The following is a 22,667-nucleotide window of genomic DNA, read 5'->3' as shown; positions in this document are numbered from 1 at the left end:
GTGCGTGTGGTCCCCCCCCCTGTGGGGGGGCGCGCCGGGGGGCCCCCCAAACCCGGCCACCGGCCCGCACCCGGCAGCGAAACCCCAGCGGGCGGTGCCCGTCAGGGCGATGCGTCGCCGTCCGGGTGGGCCACTAATTGCTCGGCCAGCCAGACCGGGACGCCGCCCAGCAGCCGCACCAGTCGCCCCGCCTCGGCCCGCAGCCGGTGGGCCTCCGGTTCGTCCTCGACGTCCGCCAGGGACGCCAGGGCGGGGGCGATGCCGACCAGGTAGCCCAGCTCCTCGCGGATCCGCAGCGATTCGGCGAAGCCGTGGCGGGCCTCGGCGACGTTGCCCTCCTCCTCGGCCATCCCGGCCAGATGGCGCCAGGTGAACGAGCGCAGCAGCGTGTCTCCGTGCGCGGCGGCGCCCGCGTGGGCGCGCTGGAAGGCGGCCTGGGCGCCGGTGGGGTTGTGGGCGAGGTGCTGGGAGATCAGCCCGCGCCGGAAGTCCAGCAGCGGGCGGGTGGGCGAGCCGGGGCCGAGCAGCGCGGCGGCCCGGCCGAGGGCGGTGCGCGCCTCGTCGGCGCGGTCCCGGTTCCCGAGCAGGGTGGAGGCGTACGCCAGATAGCCGCGCTCGCACGCGATGGCGCCCCGCTCGTCGTCGGTCAGGGCCAGGGCCTCCGCCGCCCGCAGCGCGTCCTCGGCCGCGTCCCAGCCCTGGGAGGTGTACATGCACCGCTCGATCAGGATCGCGCTGCGCTTGAGGGCCACGGCCGCGTCGCCGGCGGCGTGCGGGGCGAGCAGTGCGGCGGCGTCCTTCCAGCACGCCCGTGAGCGCAGCCGCCACACCGCCGTGTCGAGCGGGTCATCCGCCCGCCCGGTCCGTAGGCCGGTATCGGAGTTCGACGATCCAGGTGGTGACATGGCGGTGTCCGCCACATTGCCCTCCCCAAGCGCGCCATCGAGCCGGAAGCCGTTGCCGAATCTCAACACGGAAGCGAGCGCCCGGCCAAGGGGTTGGTGTGAATGAATTCACAAACCACCGGCGAGAGTGGTGGTTTCGAGGGCCTTCCGGCGTCAGCTCATGCGCAGGGCGAGGAAGAAGTCCAGTTTGTCCTCCAGCCGGGCCAGATCGCGCCCGGTCAGCTGTTCGATCCGGCCCACCCGGTAGCGCAGCGTGTTGACGTGCAGATGCAGCCGTGCCGCGCAGCGCGTCCAGGAGCCGTCGCACTCCAGGAACGCCTCCAGGGTCGGGATCAGCTCGGCCCGGTGGCGGCGGTCGTAGGCGCGCAGCGGGTCCAGCAGCCGGGCGGTGAAGGCGCGGCGCACGTCGTCCGGGACGAAGGGGAGCAGCAGTACGTGCGAGGCCAGCTCCTGGTGCCCGGCCGCGCTGACCCGGCCCGGCCGCGCGGCGGCCACCCGGCGGGCGTGCCGGGCCTCCTCCAGCGCGCCGCGCAGCGCCTCGGCGGAGTGCACGGGGGCGCTGACGCCCAGGGTCAGCCGGGCATCATCGGCCAGCCCGCGGGCGAGCGGTTCGCCGACGGCGGCGAGCAGCGCGTCCGCGTGCAGCCCCGCCTCGGGGTCCTCCGCCTCGTCGGAGCCGTCGTCGGCGGGCGCGGGCAGCGGGAGGAGCGCCACCGCCTCGTCGCCGGTGTGCGCCACCGCGATCCGGTCCGCGGGCCCGGCCCCGGTCGAGCGCGGGTCCACCAGGATCTCCTCCAGCAGCGCCTGGGCGACCTCCCCCTTCCCGCCGCCGGGTGTCCCCTCCATCCGCGCCACCACGACCTGCCAGTGCGGTGCCGCGCCGCCGAGCCCCGGCAGCAGTACCGGCGCCGCGACCCGCAGCCGGGCCGCGACCTCGGCGGACGGCGCGCCCGCCTGGACCAGCTCCAGCACCTCCTGGGCGAGCTGCCGCCGCACCGTACCGGCCTCGTCCCGCCGCTCGCGCTCGACAGCGATCAGCTGGGTGACCCCGTACAGCAGGTCCAGCCGCTCCTCCGGCCAGTCCCCGGCGTCCGCGGCGACCGCCAGCAGCCAGTCGGCGAGCGGGGTCGCGTGCGGGACGCCGGTGCCGCCGCTCGTACCGCCGCGGATGGGGAACAGGGAGTACGTCACGCCGTCGGCGGCGGTCAGCCGGTGCGGACCGTGGCGCCCGGCGCGCTGGGCGGCCAGATGCTCACCGGCCAGCCGGGCGCGGACCGGTCGCGGCAGCTCGGCGGCCGTGGGGCCGGCCGGCCCGGCGATCGGGCGGCCGGTGGGGGAAAGCACCCAGGCGGCCAGGTCGAGGTCCGAGCCGAGCAGGTTGAGCACCACCTCCGGCCCGCCGCCCGCGACCCCCGGGGTCATCAGCCGCCGGTGCCGGTCCACCACGGCGGCCAGGTCCCCGGCCCGCTCGCCGGAGACCTGCCGTACGACGTGCTCGGTGATCGACGCGAACGCCACGTCCTCGACCACGGAGAACAGCGGCAGCCGGTGCCGCGCGCAGGCCAGCACCAGATCCTCGGGCACGGGGCCCAGCTCGGCCTCGCCCGCCGCGAGCCCGGCGACCCCGGCGGCCGCCAGGATCTGGACGAACCGCTCGGAGTCGTCCGGCTCCCGCCGCCACGCCAGCCCCGTCAGCACCAGTTCGCCGCCCGACAGATAGCGGCTCGGATCGCGCAGATCGGTGGTCATCACGCCGCGTACGGTGCGGTCCAGCTCGTCCTCGCCGCCGAGCAGGCGCAGGCCCAGGGCGTCGGTCTCCAGCAGTGCGCGCAGCCGCATGGTGATGCCAGCCGATCTCGTCTTTGTCACCGGTCGAATACCGCGAGGTTTCCACTCCCCGTCGTTCGTTCGAATCTACAAGACCGGGCCGCTGGCCAGCCAATTGCTTCATGCCTTCGGTGACTGCCCCGGGGCCCGCCGCGGGGGTCTACTGGACTGGGAGCCGCGTGCACGAGTTCCTTCAGGACTGGTGAGAAGAGAGGCCCATGGATTTCCTGCGCCCCGCCGACTGGCCGGCGGCGCTCGCCGCGAAGGCCGAGCACCCCGACGCCGTGCCCATCGCGGGCGGCACCGATGTGATGGTCGAGATCAATTTTGATCACCGGCGGCCCGAACGGCTGCTGGATCTGACCCGCATCGGTGAACTGGAGGAGTGGGAGACCGGTGAGCGGACGGTCCGGCTGGGCGCCGGGGTGCCGTACAGCCACATCATCGAGCGGCTGAGCGCCGAGCTGCCCGGCCTCGCGCTCGCCTCGCGCACCGTCGGCTCGCCGCAGATCCGCAACCGGGGCACGGTGGGCGGCAACCTCGGCGCGGCCTCGCCCGCCGGGGACGCCCATCCGGCGCTGCTGGCGGCCGGGGCCGAGGTGGAGGTGGCCTCGGTGCGCGGCACCCGGATGATCCCGGTCGAGGAGTTCTACACCGGGGTGAAGCGCAACGCGCTGGCGCCCGACGAGCTGATCAGGGCCGTCCACATCGCCAAGGCCGACGGTCCGCAGCAGTTCTCCAAGGTCGGCACCCGCAACGCCATGGTCATCGCGGTGTGCGCGTTCGCCCTCGCGCTGCATCCGCGCACCCGCACCGTACGGACCGGCATCGGCTCCGCCGCGCCCACCCCGGTGCGGGCCCGGGCGGCGGAGGACTTCCTGAACGCGGCGCTCGCGGAGGGCGCCTTCTGGGACAGCGGCGAAACGATTCCACCGGCGGTCGCCCGGGAGTTCGCCCAGCTGTGCGCGGGCGCGTGCGACCCCATCGACGACGTACGCGGCAGCGCCGCCTACCGCCGCCACGCGGTGACGGTCATGGCGCGCCGCACGCTCGGCTGGACCTGGCAGGCGTACCGCGAGGGCGAAGGGAGGGCGGCGGCATGCGCGTGAACATGACCGTCAACGGCCGGCCGCAGCGGGCCGACGACGTGTGGGAGGGCGAGTCCCTGCTGTACGTGCTGCGCGAACGACTGGGCCTGCCGGGCTCGAAGAACGCCTGTGAGCAGGGCGAATGCGGATCGTGCACGGTCCGCCTCGACGGCGTGCCGGTGTGCGCGTGCCTGGTGGCGGCGGGGCAGGCCGAGGGGCGCGAGGTGGTGACCGTCGAAGGGCTTCCGAGTTACGCGGAGGGCCGTACGAGGGGCGAGGCGGGCGCCGGGGGAAGCGCGCTGGCCCCCGTCCAGCAGGCGTTCATCGACGCGGGCGCCGTGCAGTGCGGCTTCTGCACCCCGGGCCTGCTGGTCGCCGCCGACGAGCTGCTGGAACGGCACCCCGACCCGTCCGACGCCGACATCCGCGAGGCGCTGTCCGGCAACCTGTGCCGCTGCACCGGCTACGAGAAGATCCTCGACGCGGTGCGCCTCGCCGCCGCCCGCACCGCCGCCGCGGCCGAAGGGGAGGCGGGCTGACCATGGGACCCGACCGCACCCCCACCCGGATCACCCAGGCCCATCTGACCGAGGGCCGGGGCAAGGGCCACATCGGCGAATCCACCCTCCGCCCCGACGGCACGCTCAAGGTGACCGGCGAGTTCGCGTACTCCTCCGACCTGTGGCACGAGGACATGCTGTGGGGCTTCACCCTGCGCAGCCCGCACGCCCACGCCGAGATCCGGTCCATCGACATCAGCGGGGCGCTGGCCCTGCCCGGCGTCCACGCCGTCATGACCCACGACGACCTGCCGGCCGCCACCCACTACGGGCTGGAGATCCACGACCAGCCCGTCCTGGCCAAGGACCGGGTCCGCTACCACGGCGAGGCCGTCGCCATCGTCGCCGCCGACCACCCGGAGACCGCCCGCCGCGCCGCCGCCCGCATCAAGGTCGACTACGCCGAGCTGCCGCTCGTGGTCGACGAGGCCACCGCCACCGCGCCCGGCGCGCCGCTGCTCCACCCCGGCCGCGCCGACCACCACGCCGCCCACGCCCCGCACCCCAACGTCGTCCACCGCCAGCCCGTGCGGCGCGGCGACGTGGCCGCCGCCAGGGCCCGCGCCGACGTCGTCGTCCGCCGGGACTACGAGGTCGGCATGCAGGACCAGGCATTCCTGGGCCCGGAGTCCGGGCTCGCGGTGCCCGCCGAGGACGGCGGCATCGACCTCTACATCGCCACCCAGTGGCTGCACGTGGACCGCGACCAGCTCGCCCCGGTGCTCGGCCTGCCGCCCGACAAGGTGCGGCTGACGCTCTCCGGCGTGGGCGGGGCGTTCGGGGCGCGCGAGGACCTGTCCATGCAGGCGCACGCCAGTCTGCTGGCGCTCCGTACCGGCAAACCCGTGAAGATCGTCTACAACCGCTACGAGTCGTTTTTCGGCCATGTCCACCGGCACCCCGCCAAGCTCACCTACGAGCACGGCGCCACCCGCGACGGCCGGTTGCTCTACGTCCAGGCCCGTATCGTCCTGGACGGCGGAGCGTATGCCTCCTCCTCCCCGGCGGTCGTCGGCAATGCCGCCTCCCTGGCGATCGGCCCCTACGTCGTCGAGCACGTGGACGTCGAAGCGCTCGCCCTCTACTCCAACAACCCGCCCTGCGGCGCCATGCGCGGCTTCGGCGCGGTCCAGGCGTGCTTCGCGTACGAGGCCCAGATGGACGCCGTCGCCCAGGAACTCGGCCTGCACCCCGTGGAGTTCCGGCAGCGCAACGCCATGGCGCAGGGCGCCACCATGCCCACCGGCCAGATCGTGGACTCCCCGGCTCCCGTCGCCGAGATCCTGCGCCGGGTCCGGGATCTCCCCCTCCCGCCAGAGCGTGCCTGGGAGACGGCGGACGGGGAGGTCGACGTCCGCGCCCTGCCCGGCGGCCTGTCCAACACCACCCACGGCGAGAGCGTCGTGCGGGGGGTCGGCTACGCGGTCGGCATCAAGAACGTCGGCTTCTCCGAGGGCTTCGACGACTACTCCACGGCCCGGGTCCGGCTGGAGGTCATCGGCGGCGAACCCGTCGCCCTGGTCCACACCGCGATGGCCGAGGTCGGCCAGGGCGGCGTCACCGTCCACGCCCAGATCGCCCGTACCGAACTCGGCGTCAGCCAGGTCACCATCCACCCCGCCGACACCCGGGTCGGCTCGGCGGGCTCCACCTCCGCCTCCCGCCAGACGTACATGACCGGCGGCGCCGTCAAACACACCTGCGAGGCGGTGCGGCAGGAGGTCTTCCGCCGCTGCGGCGCCCCCGGCGGTGACACGGAGCTGCTGCTGCGGGACGGCAAGGTGGTCACGACCACCGGCGAGGTCGTCGCCGATCTGACGGACCTCCTCGGCGACGACCCCATCGACATCGAGAAGGAGTTCCGGCACCGCCCCACCGAGCCCTTCGACCTCACGACCGGTCAGGGCTCCGGCCACGTCCAGTACTCCTTCTGCGCCCATCGCGCCGTCGTCGAGGTCGACACCGAACTCGGCCTGGTCAAGGTCATCGAACTGGCGGCCGCCCAGGACGTCGGCAAGGCCCTCAACCCGCTCTCCGTCGTCGGCCAGATCCAGGGCGGCTCCACGCAGGGGCTGGGTCTCGCCGTGATGGAGGAGATCCTGGTCTCGGACGGCGCGCGCGTGCGCAACCCGTCCTTCACGGACTATCTGATCCCCACCATCCTCGACACCCCCACCATGCCGGTCGACATCCTCGAGCTGGCCGACCACCACGCCCCCTACGGCCTGCGGGGCGTCGGCGAGGCCCCGACCCTCTCCTCCACCCCGGCGGTCGTCGCGGCCATCCGCGCCGCCACGGGCCTCCGGCTGGGGCGGGTGCCGGTGCGCCCGGAGCACCTGACGGGTACGTAGCCCCCGGGGGCGTTTCCGTCGGATTGTCCGACGGAGCGCCACCCCTGGGCGGGAATCGGGTTGCGCCACTCGGCGGACGCTCGCGTTGCCGGGTCCGCGGTTCTGAGTGAGCCTCAGATCCGACCTACGCGACCCGCCCCCTTGGAGTACGCCTGTGCGCACGAGACGGAAAACCCTCGCCGTGTCGGTGGCCGTTCTGGCCGCAACGTCCCTTCCCGTACTGAGCGGTTCGACCGTTCAGGCCGCCGTACAGGAGCGCGCCGCCGCGCCCTCGCGCGGCCTGCCCCTCTACGTCCCCCCGGCCGACCGCGCCTCATACCGTCAGGTGACCCGGCTCGCCTGGCGGGGGGACTACCGCACGGCCGCCGGGCTCCTCGCCATGGTGCGCACCCCGCAGGCGGTCTGGTACGGGGACGAGTCCCCGGCCCGGGTCGCGCGCCTGGTCCGGATGACCACGAGCGACGCGGCGCGGCGGGGCAGGCTGCCGGTGCTCGCCCTCTACAACGTGCCCGGCCGTGACTGCGGCAGCTACTCCGCCGGGGGAGCGCGGACCACCGAGGAGTACGAGGCGTGGATCGACGCCGTGGCCGAGGGCATCGGCGACCGCGAGGTGACGGTCGTCCTCGAACCCGACTCGCTGGCGCTGCTGCCGTCCGACTGCGGTGAGCAGGCGAGCGAGGACACCCCGGCCGAGACCCCGGCCCCGGCCACGACACCGACCCCGGAGGCCGGCCCGTCCGTGGCCGCCGGTACGCAGACGGGCGCACTCGCGGGCGCGGGCGCTGCCGCGGTCGGGCCCGCGCTCACCGAGCCCACCACCGCCCCCTCCCCGGAACCGCGACCCGGCACCGTCGCCGCCCCCGGCGCGGCCGTCACCGCCGGGACCCCGGCCCCCTCCCAGGAACCCACCCCGTTCCTCCCCGCCGACCCCGCCGACCTCGACAAGCAGCCCGAGGCCGTCGATCAGGCGCCCACCGAGCCCGAACTCGAAGCCGAGCCGGAGACCGGCGAGGACAGCCTGACCGAGGCCCGCTTCACCGAGATCAAGTACGCGGTCGACACCCTCATGGCGCTCGGCAACGCCAAGGTGTACCTCGACGCGGGCCACGCGGGCTGGCACCCCGTCAGCAGCATCGTGCCGCGCCTGGTCAAGGCCGGTGTCGACGAGGCCACCGGCTTCGCCCTCAACGTCTCGCACTACCAGACGGACCAGGACACCGCCCTGTACGGACGGCTCATCTCCGCGTGCCTGGCCTACGTCGCCGACGGCGGCGAACCGGCCGCCTGCCCCGAGCGGGACTGGTCGCGGCGCCACCTCCGGGCGTGGCTGCGCGCCCACGAACCGCACGACCCGTCGGAGATGAAGCACTTCGTCACCGACACCAGCCGCAACGGCCGCGGCCCCTGGACGCCCCGGTACAACCGCCACGCGGACCCCCAGTCCTGGTGCAACCCGCCCCGCCGCGGCCTCGGCGCCCGCCCCACCACCGCCACCGGCGACCCGCTGCACGACGCCGCCCTGTGGGTGAAGACCCCCGGCCAGTCCGACGGCCGCTGCTTCCGTGGCACCTCCGGCCCCTCGGACCCGGTGCGCGGCACGGTGAACCCCGAGGCGGGCCAGTGGTTCCCCGACCAGGCCCAGGAACTCGTACGCTTCGCCCGCCCCTCGCTCACCCCCTGACACCCGCCGCGATCCGCGGACCGGTACGGCGGCGGCTCATCCACCACGAGCCGCCGCCGAGCCGCCGTCGACCCGCCGTCAAATGGCCGGATTGTGCCTCACCAGGGCGTCGACCAGCCCCGAGGTGGTGTTCGGGAAGTCCATCGGGACGATGCCAAGGCCCGTCCAGCCCTGGTTGCCCGCACTCTCCAGCAGGGTCTTGACCTGGGGGTTGAGGCGGTCCGCGTTGGAGCGGGGCGGGAGGAGCGCGGCGGTGCTGACGTAGTTCATGTAGAGCTTGCCGGGCTGGGTCGCCGCCTTGCGGAACTGTGCCTCGATCTTGGGGTACTTGCCGAACGGCTCCGCCATGTAGTCGTCCTGGATGTCGAACAGCTGCGGGTCCGCGTACCGGACGCCCGGCATGTTGCCGGAGTCGGCGAGCAGCACGACCCGGCCCCGGGCCTGCCCCAGGGTCGGGAGGGTGGCGTCGAGGCGGAAGAGGGACCGCCAGCCCTTGCCGTCGAGATAGGTGTCGAAGATCCGGCGGAACTCCGCCTCGCTCTCCTCCGAGTACTCCTGTTTGACGCGCATCAGCACGGTCTCGGACGGGTGCGCGGAGAGGAACGCGCGGCACGCGCCGAGGACGTCGTCGAAGTTGAGGTGCTGGTAGGAGGCGCCGTGGTGGATCGGGAAGGCGTTCTCGAACGCCCGGCAGCGGATGTCCAGGAAGCGGATGCCGCTGCTGAGCTGGTCGGCGATGGTGGTGTTCTGGCACTCGGTCCACGGCCCGCCGTAACGGGCCCCGGAGTCGTGTGTTCCGGGAAGGGTCAGCCGCTGTACGGGCGTGGCGTCGGCGATGCCGGACAGCCAGTCCGCAGCGGCCGACGTCCGACTCGGCGCCGCGGCGGCGACTCCGCCTGACGCGGTGACCACTCCGGCGGTGGACAGTGCGGCCGCGCCCTTGAGGAACCCTCGCCGATCCATACGCATACTCCCGTCGCTCACCCGTTCGTACCGTGCGCTCGGCATCGAAGCACAAACGAGGGCCGGGGAGAACGGGAAAGGGGCGAAGAGGGGTTGGTCCCTGGTGACAATCGCGTCGCCGGTCGCTGCGTTCTTGTGAGCATGGGCATGGCACCCGCTCGGCGCGGTCCTACGGTCCCAGCATGGACACGAGCCGCAGCAGAGGAAGAACCTCGAAAGCCCTGCGCGGCGTCGCGCCGGCGGCGCTGCTGAGCATGGCGATGCTGGTCATGGGCGCCCCGGACGCCCGTGGAGAAGGCGCGCGGACCGAGGCGGTGGTGGACTCGCAGAGCGCGGTCGGTGGGGTGGCCGAGTCGGTGGTGCGGGTGAAGGCGCCGCTGCCGGCGTCGTTCGGGGCGCGGCCCGTGGCGTGTGACTGGCTGTCGTATCTGCGCTACCGCGCCGCCGACGGGCCGGAGGCCCCGGCCGACGCCGATCGGATCCTGGTGGCCCAGCCGGGGATCCTGGAGGGGGCCGGGGCGTTCGACAGCGTGGCCCGCAACACGGTGGCGCGCGCCGCTGAGCTGGGGCGGCACATCGAGTTCTGGGCGCTGGACCGGCGGTCCAACTGCCTGGAGGACCGCACCGGTATCGCCTCGGGCGATCAGCACGCCGCCGTCGACTACTCCTACCGGGGCAAGCGGGTGAACGGCCGCACCTTCGACGGATACGTCGGGAACGGCGCGCTGCGGTGGATGGCGAAGCTCGGGATCGAGCAGACCGTGCGGGATGAATACGACCTGCTGGCGGCCGAGTTGCCCGATCAGCGGGTGCGCAAGCAGAAGGTGCTGTGCGGTGGCCACTCCCTCGGCGGCGTGATCACCGGCTGTCTGGCGACGGCCGACTTCGACGGCGATCCCGCCACCACCGCCGACGCCGGGTACAACCAGTGCGCCGGGTACTTCGCCCTCGACACCACCGTGTCCACCTCGCTCGGCGATCTGAGCGGCAGCATCCCGGATGACACCAACCTGCCGGATGTCGGCCTCGGTTACGGCGTGGTGCGGGCCGGGCTCGACACCGGGGTGCTGCCGCGTTCCCTGTCCGCGCCGGTGCTGCTCAGCCCCGAGACCATGACGCTGCTGGGCATCGCCGGGCTGGGCGCCGTACGGGACCCGGGCGGCGAGGCCGACGGTACCGGTCGGCGGACGGGACGCCGTTCACCGGCGCGGGCAAGGAGGTCACCGACATCCAGGAGCTGGCCCGCAGCCTGGCCGAGCAGCCGCTGGACTTCACCGAGCAGTACTTCCCGACCAAGCTGGTCACCGATCTCCAGCTGGCCACCTCGCCGCAGGTGAAGCGGCTCGTCGTCCACCCGAGGGGGCTCACCGCCCATCCGGTGCTGACCGTGCTCGCGGGAGACGGACTGATGGCGGGCCGCATCCCGGCCGACCTCCACCCCGTGGTCGCCGACGGCTACCAGCACCTCGATGTGCTGACCGCGGCGCCCGTACAGAACGACGGCCGCCCCGAGCCCGTCTCCACGAACCTCGCGACGTTCGCCCGGGAACCCCGGTAGCCACCCACACGGGAGGGCCCGGGAGGTGATCCTCCCGGGCCCTTCCCGCAACGTCTGCGGGGATCAGACCTTGCCCGCGGCGAAGGTGGCCGCCGCGTCGGCGTTCGCGGTGTAGCCGAGGTGCGCTCCCACGTCGAGCCCACCGCTCTCACAGATCGGGTCGCCCTTGGCGCAGAAGTCGATGGTGCGGCTCTGGTAGGTGCCGGTGACGCTCCTGCCGAGGGCCCGGATCGGGTTGCCGAACAGCAGCACGGCGGCGACCTTGGGTTCGAGCGCCGCGGGAATCGTGGCCACGATCGGGCTGCCGACCACCGCGCCCGCGCTGCTGATGCCGATCGAGTTGTCGACGACGTTCGCGCCCTGCGAATAGCCGACCAGCACGAAACGCTGGTTCGGGCAGGCGGCCGCCTGGCTCTTGACGTGGTTCACCACGTCCGCGTTGCCCTGCGCGGCCGAGGTGAAGGAGAGGTCGGCGGGGTAGTTCACCTTGTAACCGGACAGGGTCTTGCCGGTGATTTTCTTCTGCAGCGCCGCATAGACGGGGTCGCCGACGATGAAGCCGAGGGTGCCCGGCTCGAAGGTGCCGCGGGCCGCGACGACGTCGATGTCGGCGCAGGCGGCGGCCGTTGCCGTGGGCGCGGAGAGGGAGACCAGTCCGGCCCCGCCGAGCAGCGAGAGCACGGCGAGGCCCAAGCGAATGCGCATGGGAATCCTTTGAGGGTGGGGCGCGGGAGTGCGCCGCGAACAAGGACGTCCCGAAGGTATGCGCGTGATCTGACCGAGTGTTATGGACGGGAATTCAAATATCCCTCGCCTTTTTGTGCGGACGTGAGCCCCGTGAGCCCGGGGCCGAGTGAGGGGAATTCGTTGCGGAGCGCTTCGGCGCGCAGCGCCAGGATGAGATCCAGACGGCTGCCGGGGTCCTGCAGCGCGTCGCCGAAGAGCTTGTCCAGCTGGCGCAGGCGATAGCGGACCGTCTGCGGGTGGATGTGGAGGCGCGCGGCGACGTCGGGCACGTTGCTGCCGCTGAGCAGCCACGCCAGCAGCGTTCCGGCGAGCCGCCCGCGCTGGCCCTCCGAGACCCCGGCGAGGGGCGCGAGGGCGCGCGAGCGGATCTGGGCGAGCATGGGCTCGTCGCTGTGCAGCAACAGCGTCGACAGATGGTCGGCGCAGCGCACCACGCCCTGCCGGGGCAGGATCCCGCGGCCCATCAGCCCGAGGGCCCGGGTGGCCCAGCGCAGCGACCGGGCGGCCTCGGCGAGCGGAACGGTGGGGCCGATCGCGGCGGGCCGCCCGCGCAGCGCGAGGCCGAACGCCCGGCCACCGAAACCGCCGAACCCGCCGGAGCCGCCCGAGCCGGAGCCCCCGGAACCGCCGGAACCCTCGGCCACCGGCACCAGCATCCGGGGCGGCCGGGACTCCATGTCCACCAGCGCCCCCGCCGCCGCCAACGGCCACTCCTCCTCCCGCTGGTCCGGGGTGGCCGCGAGCGCCACGACCGCGACCTGCCCCGGCACCGGCCACCGGGCGGAGTGCGCCAGGTCCTGCACCGCCTCCGGGGCCGCCGGCCCGTCGCCCAGCAGCAGTTCCAGCAGCCGGCGGCGGCGCCGCTCCAGCTCGTCGGCGCTCTGCACCCGGGCCTCCGCGTAGCCGGCCGCGGCCGCCTCCGCGACCTCGTGCACGGTACGGAACGCCAGCTCGCCCAGGGCCGCCACCACCGCGGAGTCCAGGCCCAGTTCCTCCGCCGTACGGCCCATCAGCCGCCAGGCGCACAGGCCGCCGACCCGCAGCGCGGACTGCAGCGCGTCCAGGCTGCGGCCCTCCAGCGCCTCGCCGCGCCCGAGTTCGTAGTACGTCGTGGTGATCGCGGCACCCTGGCCGGGGTCCGGTTCGGCGATGTGGTCGACGAACAGGGTCAGGGCCTGGACGACGCCCGATCTGAGGTGCGCGCGGTACGTCCCGTCGGCCGGTCGCGCGTACTCCGGGACCTGCCGGCGCACCTCCTCCTCCACCTCGTCGGCGACGGTCTCCAGCTGGTCGCGCAGCAGTTTGGCCAGTCCGGGAGGGACCGGCGGGCGCTCGGGGCCGTCCGGTGCGCTGTGCGGGGTGGGGGCAGCCACGGCGGGCCCTCCGTTCAACCGGAAGCGGCTCACCCGCGGGCCTTTGCCCGGCGGGCGCGGGACACGTCCGGGGTTGGACGGGAGTCCCCTGCGCTCCGTTCCGTGCCCCGACGGCACCGGCCTCACTCCGGCACCCCCAGCGCAGCGGCGAGCATCGGCCACGACGCGGTGAACTCCTTCTTCCGCCGCCCAGGTCCTCGGCGGGCCGCGTCAGAGCCAGTCGCGCCGCTTGAAGATGACGTACAGGCTGACGCACACCACCGCCATCAGCAGCAGCGCGAAGGGATAGCCCAGCACCCAGTGCAGCTCCGGCATGTGCGTGAAGTTCATGCCGTAGATGGTGCCGACCAGGGTCGGGGCGAACAGGATGGCCGCCCACGCGGAGATCTTCTTGACCTCCTCGTTCTGCTCGAAGCCCGCCTCGGCCAGCGCCCTCATCTCGGCGTTCTGCTGCTGGGTGACCAGGGTGGCGTTGACCGCGAGGATGTCGGTGAGGGCCGAGCGGAAGCCGTCCACGCGCTCGCTGGTGTGGGTGACGTGGTCGGCGACGTCCCGCAGATAGCGCTGCAGCTCATCGTCGGTGCCGTACTTGTCGAAACCGGCCATCAGCCCGCGCAGCATCCCCACCAGCGGGCGGGTTGCGCGCTGGAACTCCACCATTTCGCGGGAGAGTTCGTAGATGCGGCGCGACACCGCGGGGTCGCCGCGGAAGACCTCGGTCTCGATCTCGTCGATGTCGTTCTGCACGCCCGCCACGACCGGGGCGTAGCCGTCCACGACCGCGTCCAGGATGGCGTACAGCACCGCCTCCGGGCCGAGGGCCAGCAGTTCGGGGGCCGACTCCATCCGGGCGCGCACCGCCGACAGGTCCGGGGCGGCGCCGTGCCGGACGGTGATGAGGAAGTCGGGGCCGACGAAGACGTGCAGCTCGCCGAAGTCCACCTCCTCGACCGCGTCGAGGTAGCGGGCGGCGCGCAGCACGACGAACAGCGTCTCGCCGTAGCGCTCCAGCTTGGGCCGCTGGTGCGCCTCCATCGCGTCCTCGATGGACAGCTTGTGCAGATCGAATTCCTGGGCGAGCGACAGCAGCTCCGCCTCGGTCGGCCGGTACAGCCCGATCCAGGCCATCGCGCCCGGCTCCTCGCGCAGCCGCCGGAAGGTGGCGGCCAGGCTGTCGGGCGTGCCCACCCGGCGGCCGTCGCGGTAGACGGCCGCGTCCACCACGCTCTGCTCGTCGGCGACCGCCGTGCCGTCGACCGCGCCGGGTGCGGACCCGGCGCCCGGCGGGACCGCCGCCCCGGTCCCGGTCCCGGAGCGTGGGCCGTGGCCCGCCGCGCGCGTCACCGCGGGCCGCAGCCAGGGGTACTTCTTCAGCGGGCGCGGGGTGTGGGAACGGCGCTCGGACATGAGGGGTCCTTTACGGGTAGCTGGCGCCGGGCCGCGCTGAGCCGCGGTGCGCTGTGGTGCGCCGCGTTCAGCGCGGCCGGGACGGGGTGGCGGCTCGCGGCATGCGACTGGGAGGTTCGCTGGTCATCGCGTGCACCTCACCTCCTTGTCGCGGATCCCCTGGGCACCGGGCGCGTGGGGGCCGTGGGCGCCCCGAGCGCGCACCACGGGCCTCAGAGCAGGATATCCCCCGATATGCCCAGGCGGCGGCCGGGGCGGCCGGATCCGGAATCACCCGCTCCAAAGCGGTCTCGTGGCGTCGATGTGCCGTCCATGAGAACGGGTACCCGCTCCTGGCGGGCCCACGACCGTTTGCCTACGATTGTTGGCATGGACGATCCCGGGCCCCGCTCCTGCGGCGGCGAACCCCGCCTGACGGGCGCCCGGAGCGCCGACCGCACCCGCGCCACCATCCTGCGCGCCGCCCGCGCGCGCTTCGCCCGGCACGGCTACGAGCGCACCACCATCCGCGCGATCGCCGCCGACGCGGCCATCGACGCCTCGATGGTCATGCGCTACTTCGGCAGCAAGGACCAGCTCTTCGACGCGGCCCTCACCATCGACCTGCGGCTGCCCGACCTGACCGCCGTGGACCGCGACGACCTCGCGCGGGTCCTCGTACGCCACTTCCTCGACCGCTGGGAGGGCGACCCCGCCGACGACGCCCTGCTGCTCCTGCTGCGCTCCGCGGTCACCCACGAGCGGGCCGCCGAGCGGCTGCGCGAGATCTTCGCCGCGCAGGTCGCGCCCGCCCTCGGCGACGCCGCCGACCCGCGCCGCGCCGCGCTGGTCTGCGCCCAGCTCCTCGGCCTCGCCCTCACCCGCCATCTGCTGCGTGCCCCGGGGGTGACCGCCCTGACGCCGGACGAGGTGGTCGAGCTGTACGCCCCGGCCCTCGCCGCGGTCCTGGCGTAGCCGCCGCCGAGACCTCATGGAACTGACGGCGGGTGTCCCCGCAGCCGCGCCGCGCCGACCCGCGGCGGCTGAGGGCGGGCCCCTGAGGACGCGCCCGCCAACGCAGCGAGCGTGCGTGCCAGGCGTCGCGGGCCCGGCGGGACTTTGCGGACACCCCCTACGGCAGCAGCCCCGCGCGGCGGGCCTCGACCACCGCGTGCAGGCGGGTGTTCGCCCCCAACTTGCGCATGCAGGACCGCAGATAGCTCTTCACCGTCTCCGGCCGCAGCCCCAGCCGGTCGGCCGCCGCCGAGTTCGTCGCGCCCGAGGCCACACAGGCCAGGACGTCCACCTCGCGCGGGGACAGCTGCACACGTCCGTGGGGCGCCCGGTCGCGGCCGCCACCCGACGAGGCGCGGGCCAGGCGGCCGCAGGCGGTCAGGATCTCCGCCCGCAGCTGCGGATCGGCCACCCGCTGGGCCAGGGCCCGCAGGTCGACATGGGCCGCGCGGACCTCCTCCCAGACCGCCGGGTCGGGCCCCGCCTCCGGCACCGGCTGCTCCGCGACCGCCATCAGCCGCCGCGCCTCGTCCTGCGCGGCGAGGGTCCGCTCCAGCTCGCGGGCGGCCTCCACGGCCGCGCTCAGGGCGCGGTCACCGAGGATCAGCGGCTGCCGCAGCGCCCCGTACAGCAGGCCGCGCACCCGGCCCCGGACGACCACCGGCACGGCCATCATCGAGCGCAGCCCCTCGGCGCCGACCGCGCCGTCGTACTCGTGGCTGATCGCCCGCGAGAGGGGATAGTCGATCACGGATATCGGCTGGGACAGGGTCAGGACCTTGCCGCCGAGTCCGTTGCCCGCCGCGATGGCGAGGCCGTGCAAGGAGTCCGTGGTGGTCCCGGTGAGTTCGGAGATACGGAACTGCTGGGCGCCGGAGAACAGTCCGCCGAAGGCGACGGGCAGCCCGCCGCGCCGGCGCATCCGCAGCAGCGCTGTCCGTACGTCGACGGCACGCTCCGATTCCGCCACGGTCGCCTCCCCGAAACGTCACCACCCCCGTCCGGGGGTGGTGAGACCCAGATCACCCGTCGCACGATGCTAGCGAGCGGCACCGCAATTCAGGAGGAAGAAGTGACAGCAATGAGTCCGTCTCACGATTTCCGCGTGGCACGGGACTTCCTTCTCGACCGCCGCGAGGATTACGCGGCGGCGTACGAAGGGTTCAGCTGGCCCCGCCCGGACCGTTTCAACTGGGCCCTGGACTGGTTCGACCAGATCGCGGAAGGAAACGGCCGCACCGCTTTGCACATCGTGGAGGAGGACGGCCGGGAGACCCGGCTGAGCTTCGACGCGATGCGCCGCCGCTCCGACCAGGCCGCGAACTGGCTGCGCGCCAGGGGCGTGCGGCCGGGGGACCGGATCGTGGTCATGCTCGGCAACCAGCGGGAGCTGTGGGAGACGGCGCTGGCGGCGATGAAGCTGCGCGCCGTCGTCATCCCCGCCACCCCGCTGCTCGGCCCGCTGGACCTGGCGGACCGCATCGTCCGCGGCCGGGCGAGGCACGTGATCGTGCGGGCGGCGGACACCGGTAAGTTCACGCAGGTGGCGGGCGACTACACCCGCATCGCGGTCGGCGGCGCGCCGGACGGCTGGCTGGCGTACGAGGACGCCGGGACGGACGCGGTGCCGGATGAGGCCCCGGACGGGGTGACGGCCCTCGCGGACCGCTTCGTGCCGGACGGGCCGACCCGCGCGGACGACCCGCTCATGCTCTACTTCACCTCCGGCACCACCGCCCAGCCCAAGCTCGTGGAGCACACCCACATCTCGTACCCCATCGGCCATCTGTCGACGATGTACTGGATCGGGCTCCGGCCCGGCGACGTCCACCTCAACATCTCCTCCCCGGGCTGGGCCAAGCACGCCTGGTCCAACCTCTTCGCGCCCTGGAACGCCGAGGCGACCGTCTTCATCCACAACTACGCCCGCTTCGACGCCACCCGTCTCATGGCCGAGATGGACCGCTGCGGCGTCACCACCTTCTGCGCCCCGCCCACCGTCTGGCGCATGCTCATCCAGGCCGACCTGACCCAGTTGCGGCGCCCCCCGCGCGAGGCCGTGGCCGCCGGTGAGCCGCTGAACCCGGAGGTCATCGAGCACGTCCGGCGCGCCTGGGGGGTGACGATCCGGGACGGCTTCGGCCAGACCGAGACCGCCGTCCAGGTCGCCAACACCCCCGGTCAGCCGCTGAAGACCGGCTCGATGGGCCGCCCGACACCCGGCTTCAGCGTCGTCCTCCTGGACCCGGTCACCGGCGAACCCGGCGACGAGGGCGAGATCTGCCTCGACCTGACCGGCCGCCACGGCCGCCCCGTCGGCCTGATGACGGGGTACGAGGGCGACGAGGAGCGCACCGCCGAGGCCACCGCGGGCGGCTACTACCGCACCGGCGACATCGGCTCGCGTGACGCGGACGGTTATGTCACGTATATCGGGCGCGCGGACGATGTCTTTAAAAGTTCGGATTATAAGATTTCGCCCTTCGAGCTGGAGAGCGCCCTGCTGGAACACGAGGCGGTCGCCGAGGCCGCCGTCGTCCCGGCGCCCGATCCGGTGCGGCTGTCCGTGCCGAAGGCGTACATCGTGCTGGCCGAGGGCTGGGAGCCGGGCCCGGAGACGGCCAAGGTGCTGTTCGCGCACTCCAGGGCGGTGCTGGCGCCGTACAAGCGGGTACGGCGGCTGGAGTTCGCGGAGCTGCCCAAGACGGTGTCCGGCAAGATTCGCCGGATCGAACTACGGGAACGCACGGCGATCGGCGACGGCGTCGAGTTTCATGAGGGAACCTCGTGAACAGCAGCTCCCCCTCATGTGACCGACACGGCATGTGACCGCAAGGAGACACCATGACCGAACCGATCTCCGACGACCCGCCACCGGCTCCAGCCGCCCCCGCCGCCCTCTCCTACGCCAGCGGCACCGGGGACCTGCCGCTGCTCGGCGACACCATCGGTGCCAACCTCGCCCGGGCCGTCGAGGCGTACGGCGACCGCGAGGCACTGGTCGACGTCCCCTCCGGCCGCCGCTGGACGTACGCCGAATTCGGCCGGGCGGTCGAGGCGGTCGCGCTCGGGCTGATGGCCAAGGGCGTCGGCAAGGGCGACCGGGTGGGCATCTGGGCGGTCAACTGCCCCGAATGGGTGCTGACGCAGTACGCCACCGCCCGCATCGGCGCCGTCATGGTCAACGTCAACCCCGCCTACCGCGTCCACGAGCTGCGGTACGTCCTGCGGCAGGCAGGGGTGTCGGTCCTGGTCTCGTCCACCGTGCACAAGGACAGCGACTACCGCCGCATGGTCGAGCAGGTGCGCGCCGAATGCCCCGCCCTGCGCGACGTCGTCTACATCGGCGACCGCACCTGGGACGGGCTGGTGCGCGCGGGGGAGGGGGTGCCGAAGGAGAAGCTGGCCGAGCGCGAGGCCCGGCTGTCCTGCGACGACCCGGTCAACATCCAGTACACCTCGGGCACCACCGGCTTCCCCAAGGGCGCCACCCTCTCCCACCACAACATCCTCAACAACGGCTACTTCGTGGGGGAGACGGTCGGCTACACCGAGCACGACCGGATCTGTCTGCCGGTCCCGCTCTACCACTGCTTCGGCATGGTCATGGGCGCGCTGGGCGCCACCACCCACGGCGCCTGCGTCGTCCTCCCGGCCCCCACCTTCGAACCGGCCGCCACGCTGTCCGCCGTCGAACGGGAGCGCTGCACCTCGCTGTACGGCGTCCCCACCATGTTCATCGCCGAGCTGGCCCTGCCCGACTTCGCCACCTTCGACCTCTCCTCGCTGCGCACCGGGATCATGGCCGGATCGCCCTGCCCGGTGGAGGTGATGCGGCGGGTGGTCGCCGAGATGCACATGGCGGAGGTGTCCATCTGCTACGGCATGACCGAGACCTCCCCGGTCTCCACCCAGACCCGGCGCGACGACGACCTCGCGCGCCGCACCGGCACGGTCGGCCGGGCGCTGCCGTACGTCGAGGTCAAGGTCATGGACCCGGCCACCGGCCTGACCGTCCCCCGCGGCACCCGCGGCGAGCTGTGCACCCGCGGCTACTCGGTGATGCTCGGCTACTGGGAGGAGCCGGAGCTGACGGCCGAGGCCATCGACCGGGCGGGCTGGATGCACACCGGGGACCTGGCGGTGATGGACGACGACGGCTACGTCCAGATCGTCGGCCGGATCAAGGACATGATCATCCGCGGCGGGGAGAACGTGTACCCGCGGGAGATCGAGGAGTTCCTGCACACCCACCCCAAGATCGCCGATGTGCAGGTGGTGGGCGTCCCCGACGAGAAGTACGGCGAGGAGATCCTGGCCTGCGTGATCCTGCGCGAGGGCGCGGGCTCCCTCACCCGCGACGAACTGGCCCGCTTCTGCCGCGGCCGGCTGGCCGCCTTCAAGGTGCCGCGCCATCTGCGCGTCATGGACGCCTTCCCGATGACGGTCAGCGGCAAGGTCCGCAAGGTCGAGTTGCGGGAGGCGGGCGCCCGCGAAGTGGCCGGGGTGCCGGAGACCCGTACCGACCCGGACCGCACCAGCCGGCCCCAGCCCGCCCGGTGACCGCTACCGCACCGCGTCCGGGAGGCAGCCCCTCACCCCGGACCCGGCGCCCCGGCTGAACGCCGACACGCGCTGCGAGGCGTTGCCGTGGTCGGAGGTGTCCGTCCACGGCGTCGCGTCGGCGAGCGCCGACAGCGCGTCGGCCAGCTCGTCCGTATCGCCGTCCTCGAAGGTCAGGGTGCGGTCCCGGGCCGCGCCGAAGAGGACGGCACCGGCCAGGCAGTCGGCCTGGAGCTCGCGGGCCAGGTCGACCAGGCCCGCGTCCAGCCGGTTCTGGACGGCGTGCCCCCACTCATGGGCGATGACCAGATAGACCCAGGCATCCCCCCGCCGGTGGCCCGCCCGCATCAGGTCCATGTCCCATGCCACGTAGTCACCGCCCGGGCAGTAGACGGCGTTGTCGTCGGGCAGCGGGGTGCCCCCGCAGGTGGGCCCGTCGGCGGCGGCGCCGTCGTACGGGCCCAGGACCCGGGGCGGGCGGTAGGCGCCGGTGAAGAACTCGCTCCAGTGGGTGGACCAGTAGGTGGTGGTGACGGACACCGCCGCGTCGATGTCCCCCTCCACGCTGTCCCCCGCCCCCGGACCGGGGACGCTCGCCCTCGGGCTCGTCCCTGCGGGCCGCGGCAGCCCACTCCCGCCGCAGCCGGAGACGGTCAGCAGGGCCAGGCCGGTCAGAACGGTCAGGACCGCCGCCGCGATCCTCGGGCACCACGGAACAACCATCGAATGCGGCCTCCGGCCGGTCGTGAACGGTGCGGGTGGTGCCTCAACCGAAGCGCCCCCCGGTCATGAGCACAAGTCCAGGCCGGTGGTGAAGGAGCGCACCAGCTCCGCCAGCGCACGCGGGCGCTCCAGCAGCATCGCGTGCGACGCGTCCACCGTGCGCACCGAGATCCGCGGGTGTTCCGCGGCGAGCTTCCCGAGGCCGGCCTCCAGCCCCTTCATGTACGCGGCCATCAGCTCGTCGAACCAGGCCAGCTCCGGGCCCTGGTCCACCAGCCGCGTGCCGCGGACGATCAGCATCGGGCGGGTCAGCCGACGGTAGACCGGGAACATGTCCAGTTCGTCCATCGCCTCCAGCATCTCCACCGCCCGCTCCCGCTCCGGCCGCAGGAAAAACTGCCCGTCTCCGGTCTCGCCGAGCGACCGCCGCATGCCCTCCTCCAGCAGCTCCGGCGCGAAGCCCAGCCCGGCGGCCATGGCGGCCGCTTGAGCCCGTACGCTCTCCAGCCCCTCGGGCGGGAAGACCCGGCCCGCCGCCGCCCGGGCGAACTGCCGGGCCCGGTCCAGCCCCTCGGCCACGGTCCGCGGGTCGAGCCCGGCGTACTGCTCGGGCCGCCCCAGCCCGAAGCCATCGAGGTTGACCGCGCCGGGCGTACGCGGATGGGCGTCCGCGTACAGAGCGGCCAGCATGCCGCCGAGCGAGTGGCCGACGAGTACGGCCTCCGGAACTCCGCACGCGTCCAGGACGGCCTCGATGTCGCCGAGCGCGGCCGCGATCGTCCAGGGCTCCGCCCCGCGTCCCGAGCGGCCGTGCGCCCGCAGGTCCATCGAGAAGACCCGGTGATCGGCGACCAGTTCGCCCGCGATCTCCGACCAGTCGGCGAGCGTGCGGGTGGCCCCGTGGACCAGCAGCAGCGGGACGCCGCTGCCGCCGTGGTCGCGGACGGCCAGCGTGACATCGGCGCGATCGACGGTGAGGCCGGTGGGAAGACCGGTGGGGGAAGACGGCATGGGGCAGCGCTCCTCGAGGTCATGGGCGGGATCGGGAACCACCGTAGAGCGCCGGAGGAGGGCGAAGATCATCCGCGAAGTGGAGGCGCAACGGGCCTCGTTCAGGTGACAATGGATGAGGCTCATCCGCGGGGCGGGCCGCAGCGGATCAGCGTGTCCGCGGGGTCGTTGACGGGCTGGGGGGTGCCCGTCAGGTCCATGATGAAGAGCGGGATGTGCAGCGCGTCCGCGCGCGCCCGCGCCTCCCTGGCGTAGCCCGCCAGCGAGAAGAAGACGCTCAGCGCCGATTCGTTGAGACCGTTCAGCCACAGGCACTCGACCTCGCGCAGCCCGGTGGGGCGGGTCGTCGGGTCGACCTGGGCGACGACGCCTTTCCCGTACAGGTCCACCCCGGCCGCCCCCGGGTCGTCCGGGCGCCGCAGACAGCCGAAGCCGAGCCACCGCAGATACTGGGCGGCGGCGGTGACCGCGTCCCGCGCGGTACGGATCGTCACCGGCCGGAATGCCGGGCGAGCCGCGGGCTCATCCTCCTGAGCGTGGCCCTGGGCCCGCGGCGCGGGCGCGACCGGGACCCGCACGACCGCACCGCAGCCGCAGCCGAACTCCGGCTGCGGCCAGTGGCCCTGACGCCCGCAGGCCGGGCAGTCCACCGCCACCCATATGTCCTGCCAGGTGCGGTGCTCGATCTCCTCCGGCGTGCCGTCGCGCAGCACCGGGAGGGTGAGCGGCGCGCCGCACGGGCACGGGAAGGTGGGCGGAGTGAACGACTGCTCGCGGCGGCACGCGGGGCAGCGCACCGGCACGCTCTCTGTCATCTGGTCTCCTCCATGGATGCTCCGCCCTTCGGGGTGGAGAGAAGATGGAGTCCTGCTGGGCAGGGTGGGGATAACCGGCTCGATGTCAGCGCAAATCGAGGT

17 protein-coding genes and 1 pseudogene are annotated in these 22,667 nt (G+C 73.4%); 8 read left to right on the top strand and 10 right to left on the bottom strand.

What is annotated here, in order from left to right; all coding sequences use genetic code 11:
- Nucleotides 1-101: 101 nt before the first annotated feature.
- Together ABZ562_RS19445 and ABZ562_RS19440 are read right to left on the bottom strand one after the other, a co-directional pair.
- Nucleotides 102-905, bottom strand: a complete 804-nt coding sequence (locus ABZ562_RS19445) for a hypothetical protein (protein WP_361480831.1) — start codon at nucleotides 903-905, stop codon at nucleotides 102-104.
- Between the two features lie 153 nt (nucleotides 906-1,058).
- Nucleotides 1,059-2,744: a PucR family transcriptional regulator ligand-binding domain-containing protein gene (locus ABZ562_RS19440; RefSeq protein ID WP_361480828.1), complete on the bottom strand. Its 1,686-nt coding sequence runs from the start codon at nucleotides 2,742-2,744 to the stop codon at nucleotides 1,059-1,061.
- A gap of 206 nt (nucleotides 2,745-2,950) precedes the next feature.
- On the opposite strand from ABZ562_RS19440, the gene ABZ562_RS19435 reads away from it, so the two are divergent.
- The 4 genes from ABZ562_RS19435 to ABZ562_RS19420 all read left to right on the top strand — a co-directional run bounded on the left by ABZ562_RS19435 (nucleotide 2,951) and on the right by ABZ562_RS19420 (nucleotide 8,412).
- Nucleotides 2,951-3,841, top strand: coding sequence for an FAD binding domain-containing protein (locus tag ABZ562_RS19435; protein ID WP_361480804.1), 891 nt, complete (start codon nucleotides 2,951-2,953; stop codon nucleotides 3,839-3,841).
- On the top strand, nucleotides 3,832-4,359 hold the full coding sequence (locus tag ABZ562_RS19430) for a (2Fe-2S)-binding protein (RefSeq protein WP_361480801.1): 528 nt from the start codon (nucleotides 3,832-3,834) through the stop codon (nucleotides 4,357-4,359). Before ABZ562_RS19435 ends, ABZ562_RS19430 begins: the two co-directional genes overlap by 10 nt.
- 2 nt (nucleotides 4,360-4,361) lie before the next feature.
- Entirely contained in the window at nucleotides 4,362-6,731 is a 2,370-nt protein-coding gene (pucD, locus tag ABZ562_RS19425; protein WP_361480798.1) for a xanthine dehydrogenase subunit D, read from the top strand.
- Between the two features lie 154 nt (nucleotides 6,732-6,885).
- On the top strand, nucleotides 6,886-8,412 hold the full coding sequence (locus ABZ562_RS19420; RefSeq protein ID WP_361480795.1) for a glycoside hydrolase family 6 protein: 1,527 nt from the start codon (nucleotides 6,886-6,888) through the stop codon (nucleotides 8,410-8,412).
- Between the two features lie 78 nt (nucleotides 8,413-8,490).
- On the opposite strand, the gene ABZ562_RS19415 is transcribed toward ABZ562_RS19420, so the two are convergent.
- Nucleotides 8,491-9,375, bottom strand: a complete 885-nt coding sequence (locus ABZ562_RS19415) for a phosphatidylinositol-specific phospholipase C (protein ID WP_361480792.1) — start codon at nucleotides 9,373-9,375, stop codon at nucleotides 8,491-8,493.
- Nucleotides 9,376-9,644: 269 nt separating this feature from the next.
- Between ABZ562_RS19415 and ABZ562_RS19410 the strand changes: the two are divergent.
- A pseudogene (locus ABZ562_RS19410) lies at nucleotides 9,645-10,933 on the top strand (hypothetical protein).
- A gap of 63 nt (nucleotides 10,934-10,996) precedes the next feature.
- On the opposite strand, the gene ABZ562_RS19405 reads toward ABZ562_RS19410, so the two are convergent.
- The 3 genes from ABZ562_RS19405 to ABZ562_RS19395 form a co-directional block, all read right to left on the bottom strand.
- Nucleotides 10,997-11,638, bottom strand: coding sequence for a cutinase family protein (locus ABZ562_RS19405; RefSeq protein WP_361480789.1), 642 nt, complete (start codon nucleotides 11,636-11,638; stop codon nucleotides 10,997-10,999).
- An 80-nt stretch (nucleotides 11,639-11,718) separates the two neighbouring features.
- A complete protein-coding gene (locus ABZ562_RS19400; protein WP_361480786.1) occupies nucleotides 11,719-13,053 on the bottom strand; it encodes a helix-turn-helix domain-containing protein in 1,335 nt (444 codons plus the stop codon).
- 210 nt (nucleotides 13,054-13,263) lie between these two features.
- The gene (locus ABZ562_RS19395) at nucleotides 13,264-14,460 is read right to left on the bottom strand and encodes a magnesium and cobalt transport protein CorA (RefSeq protein ID WP_361480783.1); all 1,197 of its coding nucleotides are present in this window, start codon (nucleotides 14,458-14,460) and stop codon (nucleotides 13,264-13,266) included.
- Between the two features lie 369 nt (nucleotides 14,461-14,829).
- Between ABZ562_RS19395 and ABZ562_RS19390 the strand changes: the two genes are divergently transcribed.
- A complete protein-coding gene (locus ABZ562_RS19390) occupies nucleotides 14,830-15,414 on the top strand; it encodes a TetR family transcriptional regulator (protein WP_361480780.1) in 585 nt (194 codons plus the stop codon).
- 157 nt (nucleotides 15,415-15,571) lie between these two features.
- Here ABZ562_RS19390 and ABZ562_RS19385 read toward each other — a convergent pair whose 3' ends face one another.
- On the bottom strand, nucleotides 15,572-16,423 hold the full coding sequence (locus ABZ562_RS19385) for a LuxR C-terminal-related transcriptional regulator (RefSeq protein WP_361480777.1): 852 nt from the start codon (nucleotides 16,421-16,423) through the stop codon (nucleotides 15,572-15,574).
- A 111-nt stretch (nucleotides 16,424-16,534) separates the two neighbouring features.
- Here ABZ562_RS19385 and ABZ562_RS19380 point away from each other — a divergent pair, with 111 nt between their 5' ends.
- Both ABZ562_RS19380 and ABZ562_RS19375 read left to right on the top strand, forming a co-directional pair.
- Nucleotides 16,535-18,244, top strand: coding sequence for an AMP-binding protein (locus tag ABZ562_RS19380; RefSeq protein WP_361480774.1), 1,710 nt, complete (start codon nucleotides 16,535-16,537; stop codon nucleotides 18,242-18,244).
- Between the two features lie 53 nt (nucleotides 18,245-18,297).
- Complete coding sequence (locus ABZ562_RS19375; RefSeq protein ID WP_361480771.1) at nucleotides 18,298-20,016, top strand: AMP-binding protein; 1,719 nt, start codon at nucleotides 18,298-18,300, stop codon at nucleotides 20,014-20,016.
- 3 nt (nucleotides 20,017-20,019) lie between these two features.
- Here ABZ562_RS19375 and ABZ562_RS19370 read toward each other — a convergent pair whose 3' ends face one another.
- From ABZ562_RS19370 to ABZ562_RS19360, 3 genes are all read right to left on the bottom strand, one after another.
- Entirely contained in the window at nucleotides 20,020-20,739 is a 720-nt protein-coding gene (locus ABZ562_RS19370) for a hypothetical protein (RefSeq protein ID WP_361480768.1), read from the bottom strand.
- 63 nt (nucleotides 20,740-20,802) lie between these two features.
- Nucleotides 20,803-21,750 (bottom strand): alpha/beta hydrolase, encoded by a 948-nt coding sequence (locus ABZ562_RS19365; RefSeq protein WP_361480765.1) that lies wholly within the window; start codon nucleotides 21,748-21,750, stop codon nucleotides 20,803-20,805.
- Nucleotides 21,751-21,872: 122 nt separating this feature from the next.
- On the bottom strand, nucleotides 21,873-22,565 hold the full coding sequence (locus ABZ562_RS19360; protein ID WP_361480763.1) for a hypothetical protein: 693 nt from the start codon (nucleotides 22,563-22,565) through the stop codon (nucleotides 21,873-21,875).
- Nucleotides 22,566-22,667 lie beyond the last annotated feature (102 nt).

The organism is Streptomyces sp. NPDC019937 (assembly GCF_040631655.1).
In the GTDB taxonomy this organism is placed as follows: Bacteria; Actinomycetota; Actinomycetes; order Streptomycetales; family Streptomycetaceae; genus Streptomyces.
The sequence above is the reverse complement of the archived record's forward strand: the minus strand, read 5'-3'. Positions and strand labels throughout refer to the sequence as shown.

Excerpts from the sequence above, each read along its gene's own strand:
- ABZ562_RS19440 (WP_361480828.1), bottom strand. The coding sequence starts at position 2,744 with ATGCGGCTGCGCGCACTGCTGGAGACCGACGCCCTGGGCCTGCGCCTG.
- pucD (WP_361480798.1), top strand. The coding sequence starts at position 4,362 with ATGGGACCCGACCGCACCCCCACCCGGATCACCCAGGCCCATCTGACC.
- ABZ562_RS19405 (WP_361480789.1), bottom strand. The coding sequence starts at position 11,638 with ATGCGCATTCGCTTGGGCCTCGCCGTGCTCTCGCTGCTCGGCGGGGCC.
- ABZ562_RS19430 (WP_361480801.1), top strand. The coding sequence starts at position 3,832 with ATGCGCGTGAACATGACCGTCAACGGCCGGCCGCAGCGGGCCGACGAC.
- ABZ562_RS19395 (WP_361480783.1), bottom strand. The coding sequence starts at position 14,460 with ATGTCCGAGCGCCGTTCCCACACCCCGCGCCCGCTGAAGAAGTACCCC.
- ABZ562_RS19365 (WP_361480765.1), bottom strand. The coding sequence starts at position 21,750 with ATGCCGTCTTCCCCCACCGGTCTTCCCACCGGCCTCACCGTCGATCGC.
- ABZ562_RS19390 (WP_361480780.1), top strand. The coding sequence starts at position 14,830 with ATGGACGATCCCGGGCCCCGCTCCTGCGGCGGCGAACCCCGCCTGACG.
- ABZ562_RS19375 (WP_361480771.1), top strand. The coding sequence starts at position 18,298 with ATGACCGAACCGATCTCCGACGACCCGCCACCGGCTCCAGCCGCCCCC.
- ABZ562_RS19415 (WP_361480792.1), bottom strand. The coding sequence starts at position 9,375 with ATGGATCGGCGAGGGTTCCTCAAGGGCGCGGCCGCACTGTCCACCGCC.
- ABZ562_RS19370 (WP_361480768.1), bottom strand. The coding sequence starts at position 20,739 with ATGGTTGTTCCGTGGTGCCCGAGGATCGCGGCGGCGGTCCTGACCGTT.
- ABZ562_RS19380 (WP_361480774.1), top strand. The coding sequence starts at position 16,535 with ATGAGTCCGTCTCACGATTTCCGCGTGGCACGGGACTTCCTTCTCGAC.
- ABZ562_RS19445 (WP_361480831.1), bottom strand. The coding sequence starts at position 905 with ATGTCACCACCTGGATCGTCGAACTCCGATACCGGCCTACGGACCGGG.
- ABZ562_RS19360 (WP_361480763.1), bottom strand. The coding sequence starts at position 22,565 with ATGACAGAGAGCGTGCCGGTGCGCTGCCCCGCGTGCCGCCGCGAGCAG.
- ABZ562_RS19435 (WP_361480804.1), top strand. The coding sequence starts at position 2,951 with ATGGATTTCCTGCGCCCCGCCGACTGGCCGGCGGCGCTCGCCGCGAAG.